20 protein-coding genes and 1 tRNA gene are annotated in these 24,204 nt (G+C 69.0%); 7 read left to right on the top strand and 14 right to left on the bottom strand.

The genetic code is table 11. From position 1 onward, the window contains the following. The first annotated feature begins 20 nt into the window (after positions 1-20). The 3 genes from PPZ50_RS03785 to PPZ50_RS03775 are packed head-to-tail and all read left to right on the top strand — an operon-like array spanning position 21 to position 3,480. Positions 21-776 carry an ABC transporter ATP-binding protein gene (locus PPZ50_RS03785; RefSeq protein WP_066690161.1) on the top strand — a complete coding sequence of 252 codons (756 nt, stop codon included), beginning with the start codon at positions 21-23 and terminating at the stop codon, positions 774-776. Beyond that, positions 773-2,209 carry a DUF3526 domain-containing protein gene (locus PPZ50_RS03780; RefSeq protein ID WP_066690159.1) on the top strand — a complete coding sequence of 479 codons (1,437 nt, stop codon included), beginning with the start codon at positions 773-775 and terminating at the stop codon, positions 2,207-2,209. The genes PPZ50_RS03785 and PPZ50_RS03780 overlap by 4 nt, the downstream gene beginning before the upstream one ends. After that, a complete protein-coding gene (locus tag PPZ50_RS03775) occupies positions 2,209-3,480 on the top strand; it encodes a DUF3526 domain-containing protein (protein WP_066690157.1) in 1,272 nt (423 codons plus the stop codon). Before PPZ50_RS03780 ends, PPZ50_RS03775 begins: the two co-directional genes overlap by 1 nt. Here the strand turns inward: PPZ50_RS03775 and PPZ50_RS03770 are convergent. The 3 genes from PPZ50_RS03770 to PPZ50_RS03760 all read right to left on the bottom strand — a co-directional run bounded on the left by PPZ50_RS03770 (position 3,477) and on the right by PPZ50_RS03760 (position 7,732). Beyond that, positions 3,477-5,003 carry a DHA2 family efflux MFS transporter permease subunit gene (locus tag PPZ50_RS03770; RefSeq protein WP_066690155.1) on the bottom strand — a complete coding sequence of 509 codons (1,527 nt, stop codon included), beginning with the start codon at positions 5,001-5,003 and terminating at the stop codon, positions 3,477-3,479. The genes PPZ50_RS03775 and PPZ50_RS03770 overlap by 4 nt on opposite strands. Before the next feature lie 148 nt (positions 5,004-5,151). Next, the gene (locus PPZ50_RS03765; protein ID WP_066690153.1) at positions 5,152-6,276 is read right to left on the bottom strand and encodes an HlyD family secretion protein; all 1,125 of its coding nucleotides are present in this window, start codon (positions 6,274-6,276) and stop codon (positions 5,152-5,154) included. Then, a complete protein-coding gene (locus PPZ50_RS03760) occupies positions 6,269-7,732 on the bottom strand; it encodes an efflux transporter outer membrane subunit (protein ID WP_066690151.1) in 1,464 nt (487 codons plus the stop codon). Before PPZ50_RS03760 ends, PPZ50_RS03765 begins: the two co-directional genes overlap by 8 nt. A gap of 88 nt (positions 7,733-7,820) precedes the next feature. Here PPZ50_RS03760 and PPZ50_RS03755 point away from each other — a divergent pair, with 88 nt between their 5' ends. Continuing rightward, the gene (locus PPZ50_RS03755; protein WP_066690149.1) at positions 7,821-8,453 is read left to right on the top strand and encodes a TetR/AcrR family transcriptional regulator; all 633 of its coding nucleotides are present in this window, start codon (positions 7,821-7,823) and stop codon (positions 8,451-8,453) included. 14 nt (positions 8,454-8,467) lie between these two features. Here the strand turns inward: PPZ50_RS03755 and PPZ50_RS03750 are convergent, their stop codons facing one another. Continuing rightward, a complete protein-coding gene (locus PPZ50_RS03750; protein WP_066690147.1) occupies positions 8,468-9,175 on the bottom strand; it encodes a glutaredoxin family protein in 708 nt (235 codons plus the stop codon). A gap of 103 nt (positions 9,176-9,278) precedes the next feature. Here PPZ50_RS03750 and PPZ50_RS03745 point away from each other — a divergent pair, with 103 nt between their 5' ends. Further along, the gene (locus PPZ50_RS03745; RefSeq protein ID WP_066690145.1) at positions 9,279-9,668 is read left to right on the top strand and encodes a MerR family transcriptional regulator; all 390 of its coding nucleotides are present in this window, start codon (positions 9,279-9,281) and stop codon (positions 9,666-9,668) included. Position 9,669: 1 nt separating this feature from the next. Here the strand turns inward: PPZ50_RS03745 and PPZ50_RS03740 are convergent, their stop codons facing one another. Both PPZ50_RS03740 and ygfZ read right to left on the bottom strand, forming a co-directional pair. Then, positions 9,670-10,893 carry a threonine synthase gene (locus PPZ50_RS03740; RefSeq protein WP_066690143.1) on the bottom strand — a complete coding sequence of 408 codons (1,224 nt, stop codon included), beginning with the start codon at positions 10,891-10,893 and terminating at the stop codon, positions 9,670-9,672. Between the two features lie 43 nt (positions 10,894-10,936). Next, positions 10,937-11,680, bottom strand: a complete 744-nt coding sequence (gene ygfZ / locus PPZ50_RS03735) for a CAF17-like 4Fe-4S cluster assembly/insertion protein YgfZ (protein ID WP_066690142.1) — start codon at positions 11,678-11,680, stop codon at positions 10,937-10,939. Positions 11,681-11,725: 45 nt separating this feature from the next. Between ygfZ and PPZ50_RS03730 the strand changes: the two genes are divergently transcribed. Further along, positions 11,726-13,057, top strand: a complete 1,332-nt coding sequence (locus tag PPZ50_RS03730; protein ID WP_066690140.1) for a dihydroorotase — start codon at positions 11,726-11,728, stop codon at positions 13,055-13,057. Positions 13,058-13,320: 263 nt separating this feature from the next. Here the strand turns inward: PPZ50_RS03730 and PPZ50_RS03725 are convergent, their stop codons facing one another. After that, positions 13,321-14,046: a DUF1134 domain-containing protein gene (locus tag PPZ50_RS03725; RefSeq protein WP_066690169.1), complete on the bottom strand. Its 726-nt coding sequence runs from the start codon at positions 14,044-14,046 to the stop codon at positions 13,321-13,323. A gap of 165 nt (positions 14,047-14,211) precedes the next feature. Here PPZ50_RS03725 and PPZ50_RS03720 point away from each other — a divergent pair. Then, positions 14,212-14,304 (top strand) — tRNA-Ser (locus tag PPZ50_RS03720). 100 nt (positions 14,305-14,404) lie between these two features. Here PPZ50_RS03720 and PPZ50_RS03715 read toward each other — a convergent pair. The 7 genes from PPZ50_RS03715 to PPZ50_RS03685 all read right to left on the bottom strand — a co-directional run bounded on the left by PPZ50_RS03715 (position 14,405) and on the right by PPZ50_RS03685 (position 24,204). After that, positions 14,405-16,312: a BCCT family transporter gene (locus PPZ50_RS03715; RefSeq protein WP_066690138.1), complete on the bottom strand. Its 1,908-nt coding sequence runs from the start codon at positions 16,310-16,312 to the stop codon at positions 14,405-14,407. Between the two features lie 8 nt (positions 16,313-16,320). After that, positions 16,321-16,635 carry a chloride channel protein gene (locus PPZ50_RS03710; protein WP_232307947.1) on the bottom strand — a complete coding sequence of 105 codons (315 nt, stop codon included), beginning with the start codon at positions 16,633-16,635 and terminating at the stop codon, positions 16,321-16,323. 281 nt (positions 16,636-16,916) lie between these two features. Next, positions 16,917-18,035, bottom strand: a complete 1,119-nt coding sequence (locus PPZ50_RS03705; protein WP_066690133.1) for an OmpA family protein — start codon at positions 18,033-18,035, stop codon at positions 16,917-16,919. Positions 18,036-18,143: 108 nt separating this feature from the next. Next, positions 18,144-18,644 (bottom strand): DUF2793 domain-containing protein, encoded by a 501-nt coding sequence (locus tag PPZ50_RS03700; protein ID WP_066690131.1) that lies wholly within the window; start codon positions 18,642-18,644, stop codon positions 18,144-18,146. Then, the gene (locus tag PPZ50_RS03695) at positions 18,641-20,767 is read right to left on the bottom strand and encodes a GTA baseplate fiber-binding domain-containing protein (protein WP_066690129.1); all 2,127 of its coding nucleotides are present in this window, start codon (positions 20,765-20,767) and stop codon (positions 18,641-18,643) included. The genes PPZ50_RS03700 and PPZ50_RS03695 overlap by 4 nt, the downstream gene beginning before the upstream one ends. Positions 20,768-21,136: 369 nt before the next feature. Next, positions 21,137-21,919: a DUF2163 domain-containing protein gene (locus PPZ50_RS03690; RefSeq protein WP_066690128.1), complete on the bottom strand. Its 783-nt coding sequence runs from the start codon at positions 21,917-21,919 to the stop codon at positions 21,137-21,139. After that, the gene (locus PPZ50_RS03685; RefSeq protein ID WP_066690126.1) at positions 21,916-24,204 is read right to left on the bottom strand and encodes a DUF2460 domain-containing protein; all 2,289 of its coding nucleotides are present in this window, start codon (positions 24,202-24,204) and stop codon (positions 21,916-21,918) included. Before PPZ50_RS03685 ends, PPZ50_RS03690 begins: the two co-directional genes overlap by 4 nt.

Here is a 24,204-nt window from a genome sequence, read left to right as displayed (position 1 = left end):
GGAAAGGCAGGAAGCCGCCCATGCAAACACCGCTGCCCCCTGCCCGTCTGCCCGGGACCGACCCCGAGATCGCCATCGCCGATGCGTCACTCGCCTATGGTGCGCACCGCGTGCTCGACGGACTGTCGCTGTCGGTGGCCGCCGGCGAGATCTACGCGCTGCTCGGCGGCAACGGCGCGGGCAAGTCGACGACATTGTCGGCGCTGCTCGGCTTCGTGCGTGTCGATGGCGGCAGCGTCCGGGTCGGCGGGATCGATCCGGCGGCGGACCCCGATGCGGCGCGGCGGCGCATCGCCTATCTGCCGGAGAATGTCGCGCTCTACGAACATCTGAGCGCGGTCGAGAATGCCGACTATCTGCTGGCGCTGTCGGGCACGCCCCGGTCGCGCGGGGACATTACCGATGCGCTGACCGCGGCCGGATTGCAGGACCGCGCGTTCGATCAGCGGCTCGGCGGCTTTTCGAAGGGGATGCGGCAGAAGGTCGCGATCGCCGTCGCGTTGTTGCGCGAAGTGCCGGTGCTGCTGCTCGACGAGCCGACCTCCGGGCTGGACCCGCGCGCCACCGCCGATTTCAACGCGCTGCTCCACGCCGTCCGCGCGCGGGGGACCGCGGTGCTGATGGTCACCCACGACCTGCTCAGCGCCGCCGATGTCGCCGACCGGATCGGCTTCCTCGAACGCGGTCGCATCGTCGACGAGGTCGCGGCCGAGGGCGAAGCGCGGTTCGACGTGCGGGCGCTGCACGACCGCTTCTCCGGAACCGGGGCGGCATGAGCGCGATCTCGCTCATCGCGCGGGACGAATTGCGGCTGATGCGGCGCAACCGCGTCGCGGTCACCGCCGTCGCGCTGCTGCTGATCCTGACGCTGGTCGCGGTGGTCACGTCGTGGACCCTTCAACAGGGCATTGCCGACAGCCGCGCGCGCCATCAGGCAGAGGCGAACCACGCGTTCGAGGCACAGCCCGACCGCCATCCGCATCGCGTGGTCCATTATGGCCATTTCATCTTTCGCCCGCTGGGACCGCTCGCCGCGTTCGATCCGGGCGTCGACGCCTTTACCGGCAACACCATGTTCCTCGAAGGGCATCGGCAGAATACCAGCAATTTCGGCGACGTCCGGCAAAGCTCGCTGCTGGTCCGCTTCGGCCAGTTGACGCCGGCCTTCGTGTTGCAGGCGGTGGCGCCGCTGCTGCTGATCTTCCTCGGCTATGGCGCGGTCGCGCGGGAGACCGAACGCGGTACGCTGCGGCCCTTGCTGTTGCAGGGGGCATCGGCGGGTTCGATCATCGGGGGGAAGCTGGGCGCACTGGCGCTGGTCGCGGCGCTGGTCGGCCTGCCGGCGATGATCGGCTTCGTCCTGATTTCGGGACAGCCGGGCGCCTATGCCGGGCCGATGGCGGTCATCGCCTCCGCCTATGCCGCCTATCTCGCCTTATGGGTGGTCGCGATCACCCTCGTTTCGACCCTCGTCCGCCGTCGCCGCGACGCGCTGCTCGCCTTGCTGGCCCTCTGGGCGGTCAGCGTCGTGCTGCTGCCGCGCGTCGCGCCCGATATCGCCGGCCAGGCCTATCCGCTGGCCAACCGGTTGCAGACCGACGTCGCCATCGCCCGTGACCTGCGCCGGATGGGCGACAGCCACAATCCCGACGACCCGCATTTCGCGCAGTTCAAGGCCGCGACCCTGAAGCGCTATGGCGTGACGCGGGTCGAGGACCTGCCGGTCAATTACAAGGGTCTCCTCGCCCTCGAAGGCGAAGCGATGACCAGCAGATTGTTCGACCGCTATGCCGGGCAGAGCTTTGCGACGCACGCGTCGCAGAATGCACTGGTCACCGGGATCGGCCTGCTCAGCCCGACCATCGCGCTGCGCCAGGCATCGATGGCCGCCGCCGGCACCGACTTTACCGGGCATCGCCGCTTCCTCGAACAGGCGGAGGCCTATCGCTACGCACTGGTCCAGCGGCTCAACCGGCTGCAGGCCGATGCGGTCAGCTATGCCGACGATACGGCGAAGGACGCCGGGGCCGACCGGCGCAAGCGGATCGGCGCGGACCATTGGCAACGCCTGCCCGAATTCCGCTTCGTCCCGCCCGATGCCGGATCGCTGGTGCGTGCCAGCCTGCCCGGGCTGGGCATCCTCCTTGGCTGGCTCATGCTGGCGCTGGTCGCGTTGGCGTTCGCCACCCGCCGGCTGGGGACGAAGTGATGGCGATCTGGCTGCATGAAACCCGGCTGCTGCTGCGGTCGCGCATGGCGGCGATCGCGCTGGTCCTGCTGGCCGTGCTCAGCACCGCCGCCGTCGCCGCCGGCATGGCCGAAATGGCGCGGCAGCGCGCGGCAATCGACGCCATCGCAGCGGCGCAGGCCGAGGATATCGGCGCGGTCGCGACCTATGTCGATCGCGAAAAGGACGCGGGCAGCGCCGCCTATTACAGCTTCCACCCGACCTGGGACGCGCCCGCCCCGCTGGCCTTTGCCGCGACGGGGATGCGCGACGTCGCCCCCTATATCCTGCGGGTTCGCGCGCTGGGGCTGGAGGCGCAGATCTATGACGGCGATACCTTCAATCCCGAACTGGCGCTGCCCGGGCGGTTCGACTTCGCCTTCGTCCTCGTCTTCCTTGCGCCGCTATTCGCCATCGCGTTGTTCCACGACCTGCAATCGGGCGAGCGGGAGGCCGGGCGCGCGCGGATGCTGGAGGCGATGCCGGGGGCGCGGCGGCTGTGGCTGCGGCGCGGGCTGATCCGCTTCGCGCTGCTGCTGCTGGCGCTCGGCATCCCCTTCGTCGTCGGCGCGGTGCTGTCGGGTGTCGCGATCGGCCCGCTGCTGCTGATCGTCGCGCTGGCGGCGGCGTATCTGCTGTTCTGGATCGCGCTGGCCGGGCTGGTCGGGCGGCTGGGCCATGGGTCGACCGCCAATGCCGCGACGCTGGCCGGGCTGTGGCTGGTGCTCGTGCTGGTGCTCCCCACGCTCGCCCATGTCGTCATCAACCGCGCCATCCCGGTCGACGACGGTGCCAAGATCGCGCTGGCCCAGCGCGAAAATGTCCATCACGCCTGGGAAATCCCGCGCGAGGAAACGATGCGGCGCTTCTATGCCGCCAACCCGCGATGGGCGGATTCACCGCCGCTGCCGGAGGGTTTCCACTATAAATGGTATTTCGCCTTCCACCAGAATGGCGACGACAGCGTGGCGGCGCGGGTCGACGCCTATCGCCGCGGGCTGAAGCGGCGGGCGGCGACGGCGAATGCGCTGGGCTGGGTGCTGCCCTCGGTCGGGGTGCAGGCGCTGCTCACCCGGCTCGCGCATACCGATCTTGCCGCGCAGCTCGCCTATCAGGACCGCATCCGCGCGTTCCACCGGCGGCTGCGGCATTTCTATTACGACTATATGTTCCGGGACCGGCCGTTCGGCAAAGCGGAGTTCGCGAAGGCGCCGACGTTCGATGACGCGACGGGGGCATCCGCCCGGCGCTAATGCGCGGCCCCCGGTCCGGCCATCCGCTGGGGCCGGGGGGCCAGCCAGATGATGAGCGCCGCACCGGCAAAGATGATCGCCGACAGCAGGAACATGTAGTTGATCGCCAGCGTGCTGCTTTCCTGCGTCACCGTCATCTCGATCGCGCCGCGTACCTGATCGATCGAGAAGCCTTGCGCACTCAGCGCCTGTTGCGTCGCATCGGTGTTCAGCCGCCCGACCATCTCGCTGCGCGCGATCGTCATGTGGTTGGCATAGAGCGTCGTCGATATCGACGTGCCGATCGCGCCGGCCATGGTGCGCAGGAAGCTCATGACGCCCGCCGCCGACGCCGTCTCCTTCGGATCGACCGCGCCCAGCGCGATGGTGGTCAGCGGGATGAAGAAGAACGGCATCCCGAACCCCTGCAGCATCTGCGGAAAGGCGAGCGTCCAGAAATCGGACCCCGTCGTCCATCCGACCCGCAACAGGTTGCACGCCGCGATCCATAAGATGCCGAAGCACACCAGCGCACGCGGATCGCGCTTCTTGAGCATCTTCGCGACGAAGGGCGACATGATGACCGCCCCCATGCCGTTGAACGCGGTGGCATAGCCGGCATAGGTCGAGGTGTAGCCCAGGCTCGCCTGCAACCATTGCGGGATCAGCACGACCGAGGCGAAGAAGGTGCCGAACGCGAAGGACAAGGCGGCGACCGCGACCGCGAAGCCGCGGTGGCGGAACACGCGCAGGTCGACGATGGGCTGCCGCTCGGTCAGCTCCCACGCGACGAACACCGCAGCACCTACCGCCGCGACGATGGCGAGGAGGACGATCGTCGGGTCCTCGAACCAGTCATGTTCGCGACCGATGTCGAGCATGATCTGGAGCGCACCGATCCACAGGATCAGCAGCGCGAGGCCGATCTTGTCGACCTTCAGCTTCTCGCGCTTCGTCTCGGCGGGTTTCAGCAGGCGCAGCGCGCCGAACACGCAGAAGATCGCGACGGGCACGTTGATGAAGAAGATCCAGTGCCACGACCAGCTGTCGGAAATCGTCCCGCCCAGAATCGGCCCCAGGATCGGCGCGGTGACGGTGGTCATCGCCCACATGCCCATCGCCTGCCCATGCTGTTCGCGCGGGAAGACCCGCAGCAGCATCGTCTGCGTCAGCGGCATCAGCGGCCCGCCGCACAAGCCCTGCCCGATCCGCGCGATGACGATCATGGCAAGGCTGGTCGACAGCCCGCAAAGCACCGAAAAGATGCCGAAGCCGATCATGCCCGTCACGAAGGTCCGCACCGTCCCGAACCGCCCTGCCAGCCACCCGGTCAACGGCACGCAGATCGCCTCCGCCACCGCATAGGAGGTGATGATCCACGTCCCCTGGCTGGTCGAGATGCCGAGCGACCCGGCGATATGCCCGACCGACACGTTGGCGATGGTCGTGTCGAGCACCACCATGAAATTGGTCAGCGCCAGCACCAGCCCGGCCAGCCACAGCTTGCCGCCGGTATAGGGTTTGAAATCGTCCTGGCCGGTCATGCCGACTGCTCCCTTGTCGGATGTCCCACGAAATATCGCCTGCCGTACCCCCGCGCAGGCAGGGGTCCAGGGTCAAGCACGAAGCGTTTTCCAATCGGGCGCTGGACCCCCGCCTGCGCGGGGGTACGGTCAGCCGTCGGGGAACGCGCTACCGCCCCGAAACATCCACCTCGGCGGTCATCGACAGTCCGACGCGCAGCGGGTGCGCCTGCAACTCGTTGCGGTCCAGCGCGACGCGCACGGGCAGGCGCTGCACGACCTTGATCCAGTTGCCGGTCGCATTCTGCGCCGGGATCAGTGCGAACGCCGATCCCGTCCCGCCGGAAAAGCCGACGACCCGGCCGTGATATTCGACATCGTCGCCATACAGGTCGGAGGTGAGCTTGACCGGCTGACCCGGCTTCACCCTGGCCAGTTGGCCTTCCTTGAAGTTCGCATCGACATAGGCGCTGTTCACCGGAACGATCCGCATCATCGTCGTGCCGGCCGCGACGCGCTGCCCGATCTGGATCGTCCGGTTGGCGACGACGCCGTCGATCGGCGCGCGGATGACGGTGCGGTCGAGGTCGAGCTGCGCCTGCCGCACCCGCGCCTCCGCCGCCAGCACGTCGGGCGCGCTGCGGGACGTGGCGCCCTGGATCAGCGCCTGATTGGCCGCCAGATTGCCCGCCGCCGCGCTGCGCTGCGACGCAGCCTCCGCCACCGCCGCCCGCGCCTGTTCCAGTGCCGCGCGGGCCGCCGCCAGCGCATTGGTCGCCTGGGTCAGTTCGTCGCCCGATACCGCACCGTTGGGCGCCAGCCGCTGCCGCCGGTTATAGTCCACCTGCGCCTTGTCGAACGCCGCCTGCGCCGATGCCAGCCGCGCGCGGGCGCTGACGATCTCCGCGCCCTTCGCCTGCACCTGCGCCGACAGGGCGCCGCTGGTGGCGGAGGTCTGCCCGAACTGGCGCCGCGCCTTGGCCAGATCCGCCTCGGCACTCGCCAGCGCAATGCGCGCGTCGCTGTCGTCCAGCCGGACCAGCACGTCGCCGCGCTTCACCGCTTGCGTTTCCGATGGTCCGATGGCGATCACCTGCCCGGCGACCATCGGCGTGATCTGCGCCGTTTCCGCGCCGACATAGGCATTGTCGGTCTCGACATAATGGCTGCCGACCAGCGCATACCAGCCGCCATAGCCCGCGGCGCCCAGCAGGACGACCGCGGCGATGCCGGTCAGCCACTTCTTGCGCTTCGTCGGCGCGGTGGTCTCGGGCGCGGGATCGGCATCAGCCATGGGTCACATCCTTGTTCTGCTCGGCGGTCGCCGGGGCGGAAAAGCCGCCGCCCAGCGCCCGGACGAGCGCAATGTCGAGGGTAAAGGCACGCGATTGCAGGTCGGCGACGATCCGCCGCGCCTGCAACACCCGGTCCTGCGCGACCAGCACGTCGGTGAAGCGCGACAGCCCGCCTTCGTAGCGCAGCCGCGCGACGTCGTACCCGGCCTGCGCATCGGCCAGCGAGCGTTGCGATTCGGTCAGGCGCGTCGCCAGCGCGCGCTGGCTGACCACCGCATCGGCGACCGCGCGATAGGCGGCGGTGACGGTCCGGTCGTAATCGGCGACCGCCGCGTCGAACGCCCCGCGCGTCACGCGGTAGCGACCGTCCAGCTCGCCCCCGCGAAAGATCGGCAGGTTGAACGCCGGACCCACGCTGCCTGCGGTCGATCCGCCGTTGATGAGGTTGCTCAACCCCAGGGACTGCAAGCCGAACACCGCCGACAGGCTGAACGACGGATAGAAATCGGCGCGCGCGACCTTGATCCGGTTCGCCTCCGCCTCGACCCGGGTACGCGCCGCGACGATATCGGGGCGGCGGGCGATCAGGTCGGTGGTGACCCCGGCGGGCAGGCCGCGGGCGGGAATGGTCGCGGCGGGCGCGGTGATCGCCAGCCCCCGGTCCGGCCCCTTGCCCAGCAGCGCGGCGATGCGGTTGCGGGTCAGCGCGATCGCTTCGTCGGTCGCCGCCACATCGGCCCGCGCCGCCGGCACCGCCGCATCCGCCTGTTTCTCCTCGGCCCGGGTGTCGAGGCCGTTCGTCACCCGGTCGGCGGTCAATTGCGCGGTCTGTTGTCGCACCTGAAGCGCCGCCTGCGCCACCGCGCGTTCGGCGAACAACCGTGCCAGATCGGCATAGGCATCGGCGATATTGGTCGACAGCGTCAGCTGCGCCTGCGCCAGATCCAGCCGCGCCGCCTCCGCATCCGACCGTGCCGCCGCATAGGCCGCGCGGTTGCGTCCCCACAGGTCGAGGTCGAAGCCGAGCTCGCCCTGCACCCGGCCGGTGTCGTTCCACCCCTTGGGCACGAAATCGGCGGGGATGCCGTTATTGTAGCTCTGCTTGGTCAGGCCGACATTGCCCGATGCGCCGAGCGTCGGCAGCCGCGCCGCCCCGGCCTGCCGCGCATAGCCATCGGCCTGCGCGATGCGCGCGGTGGCGGCGGCAAGGTCGGGCGACCCGGCCAAGCCTTCCGCGATCAGCGCATCAAGCTGGGCATCGCCATAACCCTGCCACCAGTTCTGCGCCGGCCACGCGCTCGCGCCCGACGTGGCAAAGCTGCGGCCGGCGGCGAAACTGTCGGGCGTGCGCGGCACCGGCGCCTCGGCCAGACGCGGCACGCTGGCACAGGCGGACAGGAACAACACCGCAAGCGGCGCCGCGCGGCGGGCTTGCCGAAGACTCGGGCGTATCATGGCGAAAACCGTACTAGTGGGTACGCTTCGTTCCATGATCCTGCCGCTTGCGCCTGTCAACGATTATCTGTACCCGTCAGTACAGTTTATGACCGACACCGAAGAACCCGCGCTCGGCAAGCGCGAAGCCCGCAAACAGGATCGCCGCGACGCGATCGTCGCCGCTGCGCGTCGCTCGTTCCTCGAAGAGGGCTATGCCGCGACGTCGATGTCGGGCCTGCTCAAGACGCTGGGCGGGTCGAAGGCGACCTTGTGGAGCTATTTCCGCTCGAAGGAGGAACTGTTCGCCGCCGTCATCGCCGACGTCACCGCCGCCTTCCGCCAACAGGTCACCAGCGAATTGCTGACGCCGGGCGAGATGGAGGCGACGCTCGTCAATTTCTGCCGCGTATTCATGAACAAGACCGCGCATCCCGATGCGGTGGCGGCATGGCGGCTCGTCGTCGGCGAAAGCGGCCGCTTTCCCGAAATCGGCCGGATCTTTTACCAGGAGGCGGCGGGCCATATCGAACGCGCCCTGTCCGGCTATATCGCGCAGCAGATCGACGCCGGGCGGCTGCGCAATGAGGGCGCGGTCGACATGGCGCGGACGCTGACCGGGATGGCCGCGGTCCATCATAATCGCCGGCTATGGGGCATCGAAACCGCCGACAGCGACATGATCGACGCGCATGCACGGCGGTTCGTCGGCTATTTCCTGCGGCTGTTCGCGGTGCCCTGACCCACCCAAGCGGATCACATCCCGGTCAGCATCCACAGCCCCATCGCGATCATGCCCAGATTCTCGGTCAGCGACACGAAGCCCAACGGCACGTTCGACGACCCGCCGACACAGGCGCATTTCAGTTCGCGCCGGTCGATATAGACCGCCTTGAACACCGACACCGCCCCGATCGTCCCGATGAACAGCGCGACCGCGGCGGACAGCCCGGTCAGCACGCCGGCCACCATCAGCACGCCCGCCAGTCCCTCGGCAAAGGGATAGACATAGCCATAGCGCACCCAGCGCCGCGCCAGCAGGTCGTAGTTGAGGAACATGGTCGAGAATTTCTCGATGTCCTGCAGCTTCAGCAGCGCCAGTATCGCCATGCTGAACCCGCCGAACCATTGGAGCGCGTGCAGCGTGAAGGGCGATCCGAAGGCTGCATGACTGGCCGCCATCGCCAGCAGCGCGGTCATCGCGAACAGGGCGGCGACCGGGCGGTAGCTGGTCGCGCCGGGTTCGGCGACGCGCAGGCCAAGATGACGGCGCAGATCGTCGTAGCCGCCGATGCGCGTGCCACTGATGAAGACCTGCGGGGTCGTCTTCACGCCATGCGCCGCCTTGAACGCGTCCGTCGCCTCGCGCGTTGTCAGCGGGCGGTCCTCGACCGCGAACCCCTTGCGGCGGAGCAGGTCGAGCGCCTTCAGGCCATAGGGACAGGTGTGGCCGGGCAGGACCATGCGGTGAAGGACGGCGGTGGGACGGTCGGACACGGGTGCGCTCCTGGCATTCGCAACGTGCACCCTATATGGGGTCTGGACCATGGTCCGGAGTCAAGGCCCGATGACACAAACCATTGCGCAGCTGGCAAAGGCAGGCGGCGTCGGCGTGGATACGGTGCGCTACTATCAGCGACGCGGGCTACTGGCCGTGCCCGAACGCCCGCACGGCAACGGCTTTCGCCACTACGGTGAGGACGATCTGCACCGGCTGCGGTTCATCCGGCAGGCGCAGGCGGCCGGGTTCACGCTCGAGGAGATCGGCGAGTTGCTGGCGCTCGACGCCACCGACGACCGTGCCCGCGCCCGCGACCTCGCCCGGCGGCGCATCGCCGAACTCGATGCGCAGATCGAGCGAATGCAGGCGGCACGGCAGGCGCTTGCGAAGCTGGCCGATCAATGCGGCGCCGGTAGCGACGGCCCCTGCCCGATCATCACCGCATTCGAACGCTGACCTAAAGCGCTTCGAAATCAATCACTTGGTGTCGATCGAGCGTCGCGCTCGCGGGCGGCAGCGGATATTTGAGGCCAGTGGCACAGTTGAACAGCACCACCTCCTCGTCCGCATCAACCTCCCCATCCCGCAGTGCTTGGCGGTAGGCGGCCAGCGTCGCCCCGCCTTCGGGACACAGCAGCAGGCCGTCGCGGCGCGCACAGTCGTCCACCGCCTTCAGGATCGCCGGGTCGCCGACCGCCAGCGCCTTGCCGCCGCTTTCGCGCACCGCGCGCAGGATCAGGAAGTCGCCGACCGCACGCGGCACGCGGATGCCGGCGGCGACGGTATGCGCGTCCTCCCAGCGTTCGGCATGCTCCTCCCCTGCCTCGAACGCGCGGACGATCGGCGCGCAGCCCGATGCCTGCACCGCATACATGCGCGGCCGCTTCGACCCGATCCAGCCGAGCGCCTCCAGTTCGTCGAACGCCTTCCACATGCCGATCAGCCCGGTACCGCCGCCGGTCGGGTAGAAGATCGCATCGGGCAGCCGCCAGCCGAGCTGCGCCGCCAGTTCGAGGCCCATCGTCTTCTTGCCCTCGATCCGGTACGGCTCCTTCAGCGTCGAGAAATCGAACCAGCGTCCTTCCGCCGCGCCCTTGGCGACGATCGCGCCGCAATCGTCGATCAGGCCGTTGACCCGCCACACCCGGCTGCCCTGTGCCGCGATCTCGCGGACATTCACCTCGGGTGTATCCTCGGGACAGAAGACGATCGTCTCGATTCCACAGCGGGCGGCATAGGCGGCCAGCGCCGCACCGGCATTGCCGTTGGTCGGCATGGCGATGCGGCGCACGCCCAGTTCCTTGGCCATCGCCACCGCCATTACCAGCCCGCGCGCCTTGAAACTGCCGGTCGGCAGGCGACCTTCGTCCTTCACGAGCACCCGCTCGCCGCCCGATTTCGGCACGGGGATCAACGGCGTCTCGATCTCGCCTAGGCTGACAATATTCTCGGCTCGGCGCACCGGCAGCAGTTCGCGCCAGCGCCACAGATCGGTATCGCGCGCCGACAGCGTGTCGCGCGACAGTGCCTCGCCGACCGCCGACAGGTCGTAGCGGACCAGCAGCGGCCGACCGACCTTCGACAGATTATGCAGCGTGTCGGCGGGATAATGCTCGCCCGTCATCGAACATTCGAGATGGGTGACGAAGGTCGGGCGATCGGCGGTCAGATAGTCGTCCATGACCAACCTTGTAGCGCCACCGACGCCCCGGTCCAGCGCCCGCTCAGATCGGCTCCGCCAGCGCCTCCACCAGCCAGTCCGGCCGCAACGCTGCGCCCAGATCGTCGATCCGACGATGCTCGACCGCCAGCCCCAGATCGGGATAGACGATGCGCGTGCGCGGCCCCGCGACGTCAGTGGGCACCACCACCAGCCGGCGGTTGACCGTCGAGCGATAGTTCATCCGCGCGGTATTCTCCTGGCCCACATAGCAGCCCTTGGTGAAGCTGACCCCGTGCAGTTCGCGCGCATTACATTCCATCCACAAGGTCTGCCCGTCGCCCAGTTCGGCGCGTCCCTCGGTCACGCCGTGCCGCAGCCGGTGTTCCAACCATCCGCTCGCCGCGTCGCCCGCCGGAGCCAGCCAGCGCCGCCCCAGCGCCGCCAGCCGGGGATCGGGAACACCCTCGCCGCCCTCCGCCGCCCAATGGACGCCGAGGTCGGTCCGCTCGATCGTCACCGCACGGCGCAGGCGATAGAGCGTCAGCCGCTTGGCCAGCGCATCGGCGACCTCGCCTTCGCAATCGATCAATATGTCGTCGCCATCGGCCCACAGGAGGAAGTCGAACAGCGCCTTGCCCTGCGCGCTCAGCAGCGCCGCCCATTGCGGCGTCTCCGGCGTCACCGCGCCCATATCCTGCGTCACCAGTCCTTGCAGAAACGGCCGCGCCTCCGCCCCGCCGATGTGCAGCACCGCCCGATCGGACAGCCAGGTACCGGGGCGGGTTTCGGGGGTGTTCATGGTCATGGCCAACAGGTAGGACGGCCTACCCCCCGGCTACAAGAGGCGGCAATGGCGACCTTCGATACCAAGCTCACCGGTGGCACCGTCCACCTTCCCTCCGGCCCGGCACAGGTCGATATCGGCATCGTCGACGGACGCATCGCCGGCATTGGCGTGACCGGCGATGCGGGCGAGACGATCGACTGTACCGGCCTCGACATCCTGCCCGGCGTCATCGACACGCAGGTCCATTTCCGCGAGCCCGGGCTGGAGCATAAGGAAGACCTCGCCACAGGATCGATCGCGGCGGTGATGGGCGGCGTGACCGCGGTGTTCGAAATGCCGAACACCAAGCCCGCGACCGATACCGAGGACGCGATCGCCGACAAGCTCGCGCGCGCCAAGGGCCGCATGTATTGCGACCATGCCTTTTACGTCGGCGCGACCGCGCGCAACGCCAACCATCTGGCCGAACTGGAGCGCCTGCCCGGCACGGCGGGGGTCAAGATCTTCATGGGGTCGTCGACCGGCGACCTGCTGGTGTCGGAGGATGCCGACCTGCTGCGCGTGCTCCGCTCCGGGCAGCGCCGCGTGGCGATCCATGCCGAGGACGAGATACGGATGATCGCGCGCGAGGGCGAACGGGTAAGCGGCGATCCGGCCTCGCACCCCGTCTGGCGCGACGACGAGAGCGCGATGCTGGCCACCCGCCGCATCCTGCGCCTCGCGCGCGAGGCGGGCCGCCGGGTCCATGTCCTGCACGTGACCACGCCGGCCGAACTGGAAGTGCTGGGCGCCAACAAGGACATCGCCTCGTGCGAGGTCACGCCGCAGCATCTGACGCTGGCGGGCGAGGACGCCTATCCGCGCCTCGGCACCTATGCGCAGATGAACCCGCCGATCCGCTCCGGCGCGCATCGCAACGGGCTGTGGTACTGGCTGAACCAGGGTGTGCCCGACGTGATCGGGTCCGACCACGCGCCGCACACGATCGAGGAAAAGGCCAAGACCTATCCCGCCACCCCCAGCGGCATGCCCGGCGTGCAGACGCTGCTCCCGTTGCTGCTGAACCACGTCGCCGAAGGGCGATTGACGCTTCAGCGGCTGATCGACCTGACCAGCGCCGGCGCGCAACGCATCTTCGGCCTAGCCGGCAAGGGGCGGATCGCGTTCGGCTATGACGCCGACTTCACCGTCGTCGATCTGAAGCGCCGCTGGACGATCGAGGAAAGCTGGCTCGCCTCGCGCGCGGGCTGGTCGCCGTTCACCGGCGATACGCTGACCGGACGCCCGGTGGGTACGATCGTGCGGGGCCGGACCGCGATGTGGGAAGCCGAGCTGGTCGGCAAGGCGCAGGGTGCGCCGGTGCGGTTCGAATCGACTTCGTTCCAGGGGGGGTGAAGGGGATCAGGACGATACACCACCATCGTTACCCCGGGCTTGACCCGGGGTCCCGCTTCTTCCTTCTATCGCGAACCGATCACGCCAGCGCCGCGGGCAAAGCCCGCGGCGTCGATCGGCTTGCAGCCGCCGGCCGGGCTGGGGCGTGTCCCGCAGGAGCGGGCCGCCCTGCGCCAGCGCCGCGGGCAAAGCCCGCGTCGTCGGTCGGCTTGCAGCCGCCGGCCGGGCTTGCGGGAGTCGGCAGGAGCCGGCCCCGCTTCGCCTTAAAACGGCAGCCACCTCTGCTTTTCACTGAACCGCATATAGCCGACATTGGCGCCCAGCCGCCAACCGACACCCAGGCGAACCGGGATCAGCACCACATCGCCCCGCCGCAGATAGCTCGCCGAAAAACCACCGACGAAATAGGCCCGCCCCTCGGCCGCCGGGAAGCGCTTGTACAGCTCCTGCGAGTCATACAGGTTGTAGACCAGAACGAAGACCTTGGTCGCATCGCCGCCCACGTCGAAACCGACCGACGGCCCAGTCCAATAGACCGGCCGTTGCCCCTCGACCTTGTGGTTCATCACCCCCGAGCCATAGCGCAGCCCGACGACGAACGCACCCGCCGCCTCGCGCCCAGCGATATAGGCATTGGGCTTGCCCTGGTCCTTCAGGATGTTTTCGATGATGCCCGCCAGCCCCTCGGCCCCGCGCCCGAACACGCCCTCGGCGGCACCGATCAGGTCCTCGCGTTCGAACGTGTCGTTGGCCGCCGATGTCGCGGTCGTGCTCGGCGACTGCTGCACCGGCGGCGGCGTTTGCTGCACCGGCGGGACCGGCTCGGACTGATAGGCCGGCGGCACGGTCGATCGCGGAGTGGGCGCCGGCGCCTGCTGCGGGGCCAGATCGCCATCGATCGCGTCATTGGGATCGACGGTCCGCACCTGCGCCTGGGCCGGCACCGCCAGCACCAGCAGCGGCGCCATCCATCCGATCAACCGTTTCATCACCTGTTCCCCGCAAACCTGCCCATCGCGCACACGATAGGCGCCAAGCAGCTGTCCCTGCAATGAACGCGCGGCCGGTCGGCGTCGAATTACGATCAACGTAGGGTGTTGATCCCCGCCCATTCCCCGTTATAGGCCCCCTCTCCAAGCCGTACTGCGCGCTTGGGAGACGTGGGTGAGTGGCTGAAACCAGCGGTTTGCTAAACCGCCGTAGGGGGATTACTCCTACCGAGGGTTCGAATCCCTCCGTCTCCGCCATTATCTTTTGACATCATTGGATAATCTGGCGGTTTCGGGCGCGATGCCCACTTTGCCGCCCACTTTCGACAATTGATCGACCGATGCGCGCGCCCATAGTTCACGCGCCCAATCGCCATCGCTCCAGCTGAGTCAGCACATCGGCGGCGATCTGCTCGGCGGTGAAGCCGGTGAGGTCGCGATACCGCGCATTTCCGTTCGTCTCCGCCGCCAGGAACCACGCCTTGCTGCGCCGCTCCTCCGACGCCTCCAGCGCGGTATAGGCGGCGAGCGGCCGGGAGCGGGGCGTCAGCCGATAGGTGAAGGCGCGCTCGCTCTGCGCGCCGAGGATCAGCGTGCGCTGATCGTCCTGCACCTCGATAGTGGAATCGGCCCACCCCTCCTTCTGCAAGGCCTCGTGAACCGATCGCAGCGCGGCGTCGCCGTTCCCGGCCAGCTGCCGCACTATCTCGCCGCGCCGCGCCGGGACCAGCAGGCGCTTGAGCCGTTCGGCCATCGGCGCTTCGTCGGGCAGCGCCACGCCGGCGAGGTCGGCATTGGTCTGTCGCACCAACCCGACCGCCAGCAGCAGCATGATGAAGCAGAAGGGCAGCGCGGCAAGCAGCGTCGCGGCCTGCAACGCGCCCAGCCCGCCCATCACCAACAGCAACGCTGCCGTGACGCCCAGCAGGACGCACCAATAGATGCGCTGCCAGCGCGGCGTATCCTCCCGCCCGCCCGATGCCAGCGTATCGATCACCAGCGCACCCGAATCGGCCGAGGTGACGAAGAAGATGCCGACCAATGCGATGGCGAGGGTCGCGGTGACGCTGGCGCCGGGGAGATATTCGAGGAACTTGAACAGCGCCGTCGACAGATCGGCCTGCACCGCCTGGGCGATCCCGCCGGCGGCCGTCCCGAGATCGAGCGAGATCGCGGTGTTGCCGAACACCGTCATCCACAGGAAGGTGAAGGCGGTCGGCACGAACAGCACGCCGATCACGAATTCGCGGATCGTCCGCCCGCGCGAGATGCGCGCGATGAACATGCCGACGAACGGCGACCATGCGATCCACCACGCCCAGTAGAACAGCGTCCAGTCCGCCATCCACGCCCGCGGTTCATAGGCATAGAGCGTGAAGGTCCGCAGGACGAAATGGTCGAGATACAGCCCGAAATTCTGCACCAGCGCACGCAGCAGGAACAGCGTCGGACCCAGCGCCAGCACGAACAACATCAGCAGGACGGCCATCGCCAGATTAAGCTCGGACAATCGGCGTATCCCGCGATCCGCCCCGCTCAGCACCGACAGCGTCGCCGCCCCCATCACGATGACGATGACCGCGATCTTGGTAACGGTGCTGTCGGGCACGGCATATTCATAGGCCAGCCCGGCGGTCATCTGCGACACGCCGAACCCCAGCGAGGTCGAAACCCCGAACACCGTGCCGCACACCGCGAAAATATCGATCGCATCGCCCAGCGGACCGTTGATGCGCTTGCCCAGCAGCGGCGACAGGCCGGACCGCAATGTCAGCGGCAGATCCTTGCGATAGGTGAAATAGGCAAGGCTGAGGCCGACCAGCGCATAGATGGCCCAGGCATGGACCCCATAATGGTGGAAGGTGATCGCCATCGCCTCGCGCGCGGCGGTGATCGTACCGCTTTCCGCTTCGGGCGGCGAGATATAATGCTGGATCGGCTCGGCGACCGCAAAGTACATCAGCCCGATGCCCATGCCGGCTGCGAACAGCATCGCCAGCCACGATACATAGGGAAAGTCCGGTTCGGAATCGTCGGGACCGAGTTTCAGCCTGCCCGCCGGTCCGAAGCCCAGCGACAGCACCACCACCAGAAACACCGCGACCGACGCGATGTAGAACCAGCCAAAGGTATCGATCGCCCAGGCCTGCGCCGCCTTGAACGCCTGATCGGCGCTGCCGGGCATGGCCAGCGTCGTGATCAGCAGGGCGGCAATGATGGCGGACGCGCCCCAGAAGACGCGCGGATTGATATGACTGGCAGACATACCCCCGCCTAACCCATATCAGCCGCGCTGACGACCTTCGTCGGATCGGGGGAAGGGGTTGCGATCAGCCGGGTTTCGCCACCGGCGGCATGGCAAAGGCCTGCACCAGCCCGCGATACAGCGTCTCGCGACACCCGGCGGCTGGCGAAACGCCCAAGGAAGGCGGCCGCGAACATCGACAGCATCAGGCCGCGGCTCGCCGTCGTCTCGGACAGGATGAGGACCGCGGTCAGCGGCGCACGGACCACACCGACGATATAGGCGCCCATACGCAAGATCACGACGGCGCTTGCGCTGAATGCGCACTCCGATGGGATCGGCACTCCCAACCCGATCGACGAACAGGCGGTGATGCTGCCCGAGATCCGTTCGGTCGTTGACCATCTGGTGGGGGCGACGGACCGGGGCCTACACGATCCTTACGTTGGCGATCGGAATGCACGGCACGGAGCCGCTATCTCCCGAGCCGGGCGCACTCCCGCCAACACCCGGCCCGACAACAGCAACCACCTCGCTGCATCGACAACCCGGACACCCGGACAAACGAAAAGGGAGGCCGGTTGCCCGACCTCCCTTCCGAAATTCGACTTCCGAAGAAGTGGAATTACATGCCCGCGCCCGGACCGTAGGTGATTTCCACGCGACGGTTCTGCAGTTCGCGCACACCGTCGGCGGTTTCGACGCGCGGACGGCCTTCACCGAACGCTTCGGTCGAGATCACGCCACCCGAGATGCCACGGCCTTCCATGTACGCACGGACCGAGTCAGCACGACGCTGCGACAGACCGACGTTGTACGAAGCCGAACCCGAGCGGTCGGCGTGGCCGGCCAGCATGACCTGCGCGTTGCCGCACGACTGGTAGTTCGAGATGGCGTTGTCGAGGATGCCAGCCGCTTCCGGCGTGATGTCCGACTTATCCCATTCGAAGAACACGATGTACGGTCCCGGCGTGCAGACGACCGGCGGCGGCGGCGGCGTTTCGACCGGCGGCGGCGGCGGCGGCGGCGTTTCGACCGGCGGCGGCGGCGGCGGCGGCGGGGTCGGCGCGCCGAAGTTGAAGGTCAGGCCACCCAGCAGGCTGTGCGACCGGAAACGACCGTCATAGCCGACGCCACGGACGTTCACGAGGCGGACGTCATCGGCGTTGAAGAAGCGATACTTCAGCGACACGTCGACATTTTCGCTCAGCGGCGCGCGGATGCCCGCCAGAGCCTGCCATGCGAACACGGTGTCCGAATCGTCGAGCGCAGCGAAGTTGTTCACGACGCGATAGTCGTGCGCCTTCACGCGAGCGACACCGGCACCACCGCCGACGAAGCCGCTGATCGCGTCGTCGTCACCGAAGTCGAGCAGGGCATTCGCCATGAACGACAGCGCCGAGGTACGGCCACCGCCGCTGTAGGTGCCTGCACCGACCGCCGTGGTCGGGCCGGTCGCGATCGAACCGGTCGTGCGCAGTTCGTCGACGGTTGCGCTCTTGTACGCAACTTCGGCTTCAACGCGCAGCGCGCCGAAGTCGTAACCGACGGTGCCACCGACGTCGTAGCCATAGTTGCTGTCGACGGTGGTGACGCCACCGGCCGGCGTGGTCAGATCATAGTCGATGTCTTCGACGATCATCGCGCCGCCTTCCACACCCACATACCACGCGTTGTCGCGGGCGAGGGCGGGAGTTGCGAGCGCAGTGGTCGCGAGCGCCAAAGTGACGGCAAGCTTCCGCATTCTAGTCCCCTTTCACAGTTGTCCTACGGACAGCGCAAACCAAGTACCGAAGCGATAGTTTCCACGCAAGCGCACAAATTCTGCGCTGTTGCAGGAAAGACACGCTTTTCAGCCCGCGATCAGCCCGTGCGCACGCAGCGCCGCCAGGATCGCCGTTACCGCCGTCCGTGCCTCTTCGTCGCGGGCCGTACCGCCCTGCGGGGCCGCGATCGCCGGTTGCTGCGCTCCCACGACCGGGTTTCCGGCGATCACGATCCGGCGGGCGGACACTTCGCCGAGCCGCCACGCACCCCCGCGGAACTCCACGGTCGTTTCGCCACCGGTCCACCAGAATCGCATACCCTCGCGCGGCGACACGAAGCGCCAGCCGCCTTCGGTCATGCCGGCGATCCGTCCCGCCTGCCCGGCCCACTCGCCGCTCGGCGCAGCGCCCGTGATCCAGCATTGGCCGGGCGCCGCGGCCACCGGCGGCGCGTCCTGCGCCACCCCGGCGACGCATCCGTGCAACAGCAGGTCGACCAGCATAAGCGCCTCGTTATGCGCCATTTCCTTGTGCGCCTGCGCAACGTGAAGCAGCGGCAGGCCAAGACGATGGGTCAGCTCGTTCATCGCGACATCTCCGGGGAATAGGACAGGGTGGCCGGCGGCGACAGGCCGTTCGTGCCGATCTGGCGCAGCTCGATCGTCACCCGGCCGACGATGTCGACCGGACGCCATTGCGTCTCCGTCAGTTCGATCGACCGGGCGGTTCCGGCGGCATCGGTCACGGTCAACAGATACGCCTCGCGCTCCTCGACCAGCGGCTGGTCGACCCCGTCGCGCCACGGGGCGAACTGTCGCGCCCGGCGGCTCCAGCGCAGAAGCGGGCCGTCGCGACTGGCCATGATCGACAGGTGAACCGGGGCCGGCGGCACCAGCCATCGCCCGGTCGGAACCATCGTCGCGTTCGCCACGTCGCCGTCCACAATGCCGGCCGCCATCATTGCGATCGGAACGCCGGTCATCGCGCCATCGACCGGACGCAGCGTGGCAGGATCGAGCAGCACGAAGCCTTCGCCCGGGCGATGGGTCGCCATCGCCGATGCGGTGCCCCGCACGCCCCGCCACAGGCGCAACAGCCGCCAGCGGCAGGGACCGGTCCGTACCGCCGACCCGAATTGCACGATCTCCTCACCGACCAGCGCGGCATTGCCGCCACGATCCATCGCCGCCGCATCGATACTCTCCAGCGTCATCGCATCGTGCAGCAACGTGACCTCGATCGCCGAGGCCCGATCCTCGACCAGCGATGTCGCCGCCGCCGGTGGCACCGTCACCGACCCGATCACCCCGCCGGCGGCAGTACTGCCGATCTCGCGCCAGCCGGTCGCATCGCCGCCGATCGACAGCATCGCCTGCCGCCAGCCCGCCGTTGTGCCGGCGGCGACGGCATGGACTACCGGGACAGCCCCCGCATCTTCGCCGGGCAGTTCGACCAGCCGGATCACGGTCCGTCCCGCCGGCACGTCCGCCGCCAGCTGCGGCACCCCGGTCGCCGGCCGCGCGGCATGGCCGGCACCCGCGATCCGCACCAGTTCCAGCGTGATCCGCATCGCCTCGATCCGCGTCCGCCGCACCCGCCACAGGCCCGGTACGTCCGACAGCGTCACCCGCTCGCCCGGCGCCACATCGATCGACCGCCAGTCGAGCGCGACCGTCCGGACATCGCCCAGTGCCGTCTCCCGCGCCGCCACATCGCCGGCGATCCGCGCCGCCGTCGCCGCATCCAGCGCGGCGGGCAGTTCGATCCGGACCACCCGTGCCGTGCCGCCAAGGCGCAAAATCTGCTGCACCCCCGCCTGATAATCGCGTGCGATATCGTGATAGGCGATGACGATATCGGCCGGCGCAATCGGCGGACGACGCCACGTCGGCGCATCGGTCGGCAGCGGCGCATCGCGCAATGCCCGCGCCGGCCCCGCCCCGATCCGCAGCGCCGTGCCGTCGTCCGCGGCGGCATACCACCCGCCCAGCGGCTCGACGATCGCCTCGATCGCGTCACGCACCTGCGCGCCACTGGCCGCATAGCCGGCGAACAGCGGACCCGCATCCTCGGCACGGATCGCGCCCCCGCCCAGCGCCTCGACGATCGTCCCGACCGCCACCGGCCCGGCATCCGCCTCCACCTCGAAGGTCAGCGACGGGATGCGGTTGCCGAAATCGGCGAGCGCCAGATCCTCGAACACCGCATAGGCGATGCCGCGATAGGCCGGCGCGTCGGCGATCCCGACCCGGCTCGCGATCAGCGGATCGGGCATCTGCGCCTCGTCGCCCGGATACCAGCGAAAGCCGCCGGTGCGCGTCTTCCAGTCGCCTGCCGCCCCGCGCAGCAACTTCCCCTCGGCCCAGATGCGGCGAATGCCCCGGATCGGCCGCCCCGACAGCGCGACCGCGAACGAAGCGCTATAGCTAAACTGCATCGTCCGCCCCGCGCCCTTGCCGCTGGTCGACGCCGCCTCGCGCAGGTCGGTCGCCCAGATCACCGTCCCCGCCACCCGCATCGTGCCGAACAGCTTGGGGATCTGCGCGCCATTGCTCGACAGCTGCACCTGCAATTCGCGCAGCCTCGGCCCCTGCCGCGCCTGTCCGCCGAAGATCGCGCCGTCCACCGCCCCGCCCGCCACACGCCCCAGCGCCGCCCCGACCGGCCCCGCCACTGCGCCGCCCAGCGTCGTCAGCACCATCGTCGCCATGTTCGTCCTCCCGTTTGCGCCAGATGCTCAGGACCGGCCACGGCGGCGGCCCCGGCCGTTCGACCACCGCCCGCGCCACCGCATCGGCGTGGATCACGCCGTCGCCACTCGCGATCGCCAGATGCAGCTGCCCCGGCCCGCTTTCGATCAGCAGCACATCGCCCGCCACCGCCTGCTCGACCTGCCGGAACCCCTGCCCCAGCCCGGCCACCACCCGCGCCACATCGCTACAGCGCGGCGGACAATCGTCCGGCACCGCGACGCAGTGCGCCCAGCCGACCAGCCCGACACAGTCGAATCCGTCGTCCGGCGTCCGCCCCTGCCGGCGGAACCGACACCCGATGACGCTGCGTGCCCGCCCGACCGCGCTCATGCGCCGGGATAGCGGGTCAGCAGGTCGATGCCGGGCAGATGCGGCTCGCCCCGAAAATTCGCGACATTGCCGAACCGGTCGCGACAGGTCGCCAGCGTCCCGTCGCACCCCTCGCTCAGCTCGACGAATGCCCCCGTCCCCTCGAAGCCCGGCACCGCCTCCAGCGTCACGCTCTCCGCATCCGCCGCGACGACGAACGCCGACAGCCCGCCATTCGCCCCGCCGATCCACCGCAGCCGCCCGCGCGCAAACCCCGCCCCCGCCGCCAGCACCAGCCGCTCGCCCTCCTGCGCGACGACCCGCACGACCTTCCGCCGCCCGCGCATCGCCACCCGGCACCTGCGGTCGCCCAGCGTCGCGCGGCATCCGGGCGAGGTCGCCTCGACCACCGGCGCCTCCAGCCGCACCTCGCCGCCCAGCACTTCGGCAGCAAAGCTCCCCCGCCCCGCCTCGACCGCGCCGATCCGGCCGCTCGCGACCGGCACCGCCGCCCCCGGCCGTTCCCAGTCGATCGCGAACACCGCCACCCGCGCCCCGTCATAGCGCCCGGCCAGCAGGTCGCTTTCCCGGATCGCGGCATGGCTCAGCGCCCCCTCGACGCTCATCGCCGGCGCGTCGAGCGTATCGTCGCGCACGATCGCCGACGGAGTCATCCCCGGCGCCGCGCGATAGGTCAGCCCGTCCACCACCAGGTCGCGGTCATGCGCGGTCAGCCCGAACGTCACCCCGTCGCGCCGCTCGATCCGCCAGCACAGCGTCAGCGTCGTGACCGCGCTCATGCCTCGCGCACCTCGATCAGCGGCACGCTGGCCGCGACACCTGCGCCATGGGTCGCCCGCGCCACCTGCAACCGGTCTTCGGCAAAGCGCACCGGCACGTCGAACACGAACCCCGCCGTCACCGCCACGCCCTTGCCCGGCGCGACGTCGAGCAGCACGACACCGCCCGCGCCGACCGAAAAGCCCTGCGTCTCGACCCCGCCCACGCCGACCCGCACGCTGCCCGCCACCGGCCGGGTGATCCGCCGCACCATCTGCCCGTACCGCTTCACCAGCGCGAACCGCGTCGTCGCGCCATCGCCGATCCCGATCACCACATCGCCAAATCCCGGCACCGCGGCCGTCGAATGATCGAACGGGTCCTGCAACCGGAACGCCCGCGCCGGCCCCAGCCTGGCGCGAAAGAAATCGAGCAGCAGCGCCACATCCGCCTGCGACCGCACGCCGGGTCCGACATCATAGCGGGTGCGCGGTTCCGCCCAGTCGACATTGCGCGCCTCGTGCCCGCCCGCCGCCACCGCGATCGCGGTCGACGTCTCCGGCATCACCTCGGCCTCCGCGCCCAGCGCCAGCGGAAAGCGCACGTCATCGAACGCCTCCATCGCCCCCTCCTCCTGAAAATAGATGAACCCGTCGCGCAGCACCTGCGGCAGCGCCCAGACGAACGTCTCCGCCACGCCCCTCGCCATCGCCACCTCCGCAGCCTCGGCAATCGAGCGCCACTGCGCCCGGTCCTCGCGCTTCAGCACGAAGCCCGAGAAATAATGCTGTTCGTGCGCCGGATAACCGAGCCTTACCCCCGCCGCCGCGACGCCCCGCGCCGTCGCCCCGACATTGCCGGTCGCCGCCCAGTCATAATCCTCCAGCTGCAACACATCGAACGCCGGCCTTGCCCAGCCGACCGGCAGGTTCGCCCGGCTGACCTCGGGGCTGTCGGCATTCAGGATCGTCGGCAGATAGGCGAGCAGCAACGCCTCCTCCGCCCCCGCGCTCCGCGCCGCCGCGACCAAGGCCGCCGTCGAGCTGGCCAGCAACGCCCCCGCCCGGTCGAGCAACCCCCGCTGCGCCGCGCTCAAACGCCCGCGCACATCGTCGATCACCGGCACGTCACCGCCCAGCGCGACCCGCGCGGCATCGTCGTACAGGCAGATGCGATGATCGGTGGTCACCCACCACCATGGCTCGCCGACCTGGAACCGCCCGCGCCCGCCCGCCGCCCGCGCGATCCCGACGAACGCCCGCGCCACCGCCTGCAGATACCCCATCGCGCCCGAATGCGCCGGCGACAGCAAGGTCGAGGGCGGCACCCATCCGGTCAGCGCAGGCGACCCGTCACTCGCCCGCTGTTTCCAGTCGCCCCAGCAATGCGCGTCGAACAATTCGTAGCTGAGCGACCAGATCGGATCGAACCCCAGCGCCCCCGCCCGCTCGGCAAAGTCGCGATGCCACGCGGCGCACGGCCCATTCAGCACGCCCCCGGCCAGCGACACGAACAGCCCGTCACCCGACCGTTCGAGCCGGAAATAATGGCTCATGCCCACATAGTGGACGAGGGCACCACGATACCCCAGCCGCAGCGCATTGTGCAGCAGCCGTTCGGGCGTCAGGTGATAGCTGTCGTCATAGCCGCTCGCGATCCGCAGGTCATGTTCGGGCAGCACCACATCGCCGACGCCCAGCACCGATCCCGGCCCCTCGCACCGGATCGCCGACATCTCCGCCCAGCCCTCCGCCGGCGCCGCCAGCAAGGCGCCACCCTCGGCATAGTCCGGCGGCACCAGCGACACGAACATCCGGTCGACATCGCCCGCCCAGACCGGCACGCCGTCCTCGGGCAGCCTGTACCCGCCGACGACGCTCGCAAAGTCGATCACGACCTCGGCATCCTCGGGCGTGCCGGTCGCGTAATTCCACAACCGCACATACCAGGCCCGCGCTACACCGCCCGCATCGCGCCCCTCGATGGTCAGCACCGGGCCATGCCGCGCATCCAGCGGCCGGATGCCGCCGGACCGCCAGCGGAACCGCAAGGTACAATCGCGATAATCGCGCACCGTGTCATAGCGCAGCAGCGGGTGGTCGTGGACATCCTCCGATGCCCAGATCAGCCCCGCCAGATCGTCCTGCCGGTAAAAGACGCAGTCGACCCGCAGCGCATCCGCGCCCGTCGTCACCACCGACGCCATCATCGGACGCGGAAAATCGACCGTCCAATAGGCAGGGTCGAACCGCGACAGCACCCCCGCCTCCTGCACCGTGCGCCGCTCCGCCAGCCAATATCCCAT

Origin of the sequence: Sphingomonas hankookensis, assembly GCF_028551275.1 — a bacterium.
Lineage (GTDB): Bacteria > Pseudomonadota > Alphaproteobacteria > Sphingomonadales > Sphingomonadaceae > Sphingomonas > Sphingomonas hankookensis_A.
This window is presented reverse-complemented; position numbering and strand designations above follow the sequence as displayed.